At 70.8% G+C, this 1,862-nt stretch carries 1 protein-coding gene; it reads left to right on the top strand.

Annotated elements, in window-relative coordinates:
- Positions 1-239 precede the first annotated feature (239 nt).
- Positions 240-1,718 (top strand): serine/threonine-protein kinase, encoded by a 1,479-nt coding sequence (locus ACFWGZ_RS40770; RefSeq protein ID WP_382456937.1) that lies wholly within the window; start codon positions 240-242, stop codon positions 1,716-1,718.
- Positions 1,719-1,862: the final 144 nt, after the last annotated feature.

Raw genomic sequence — 1,862 nt, 5'->3', positions numbered from 1 at the left:
CCGTTCTCCTGCGCCCGGCCGACGAAATGAGACGCGCTCCCGCACGCGGCCGCGGCGGCACGTACGGCCCCGGCCGGTTCCGGAAAGCGGTGCCCGACCTCGGAGAACAGCTCGGCGGAGGCCTCCGCCGCAGATCACCCGTTGAACCCGGACGTCTCCGCGGACGTGCCCGAGGGGAGAGCGCTCACACCTGCGTCGGTAGGCTCGCCGCATCTGGGGGCGTCCAGAAGGGATAGTCCGTGCAGCAACAGCAGCGAGTCGTCGCCAACCGCTACACACTGCTGGCCGAGCTCGGCCGCGGTGCGATGGGCGTCGTGTGGCGTGCCCAGGACCAGCTGCTCGGCCGGCCCGTGGCGCTCAAGGAGCTGCACCCGCCGCAGGGCATCAACCCGAGCGAGTTCGCCGTGCTGGAGGAGCGCATGCTCCGCGAGGCGCGGACCGCGGGCCGGTTGAACCACCCCGCGGTCGTGACGGTGCACGACGTGATCCGCGAGGACGGGCGCATCTACCTCGCCATGGAGCTCGTCGACGCGGCCGACCTCGCCACCGTCGTGCAGCGGCACGGACCGCGCGACTCCACCTGGATGGCCGGGGTGGCGCTGCAGGTGCTCGGCGCGCTCGACACCGCCCACGCGGCCGGGATCGTGCACCGAGACGTGAAGCCCAGCAACATCATGGTGCGGCCGGACGGCGCGGTGAAGCTCACCGACTTCGGCATCGCGCAGGCCACCGACGACCCGCGGCTCACCACCAACGGCGGCATCGTCGGCTCGCCCGCCTACATGTCGCCGGACCGCCTGCACGGCTGGGAGGCCTCGCCGGCGTCGGACCTGTGGGCCCTCGGCGTCACGATCGCGCACGCGGTGGAGGGCATCAGCCCGTTCGAGCGCACGTCCACCGCGTCGACGCTGCACGCCGTCATGAACGAGCCACCGGTGCTGCGCCGGTCCTCACCCGCGCTGGCCCAGGTGATCCACGGCCTGCTGACGGTGGACCCGGCCCGCCGGATGACCGCGGCCCAGGCCCGCCAACTGCTGGTGGCGATCGTGCAGGGCACGGCATCGCCGGTGACGACCCAGCAGCTGTCCCCCGGGAAGAAGAACAAGACCGCCGTCAAGGTCATCGCGATCGCGGCGGGCGCCGTGCTGCTGGCAGGCGCGGCGTTCGGCGCCTACGTCGCCTTCAAGCCCGACGACACCGGCAACAACGCGCAGAAGAACCCGGGCAACAGCTCCACGCCGAACGACGCCAACTCCACGGAGTGGACCGACGCCGCCGCACTACCGGTAGGCGCACCGCTGCCATCACGACGCATCGCCACGTTCGGCCGGGGCGGCGACGTGCCCGAGTGGAACCTCTCCGGCACGCAGTGCGCGAAGGACTTCCTGACCCAGGGCTCAGGGGTGCGCTCGAACGTGCCGTGCGACGGCCCGCACGGCATCCAGCTCTTCGCCGCCGCAACCCCGTTGTGGGACAAGCCGAAGGACACCCCGTACCCCGGCGTGGACTATTTCACCGAGTTCACCAAGAACTACTGCACCGAGCAGTTCAAGGTGATCGAACCGAAGGCGAAGGACGCCCTCGGCTTCACCGGCCTGATCCCCACCCAGAAGGAGTGGGAGGCCTGGAACGACGCGTCGGCCCCAGGCCGCCAGGAGATCCTCTGCGTGCTGTGGAAGGCAGACCGCTCCCCGCTGGCAGGCTCGCTGGTCGGCTGAGCAGGGCAATGCCGAAGGCGAGCCAAGGCGACGGCGAAGCCGAGCTGCTTTTGGCTTGAAACAGCAGGTTCCGGTGGGGTGGGTCCCGTCACGAGCCGTGCCCAGCACTCGCTGCACCAGGTCAGGGGTGTCAAACCGCCACGC

The sequence above is a fragment of the Lentzea sp. NPDC060358 genome, assembly GCF_042725365.1.
Classification (GTDB): Bacteria; Actinomycetota; Actinomycetes; order Mycobacteriales; family Pseudonocardiaceae; genus Lentzea.
Note: the sequence above shows the minus strand (reverse complement) of the source record. Positions and strands in the feature narration are given on the sequence as shown.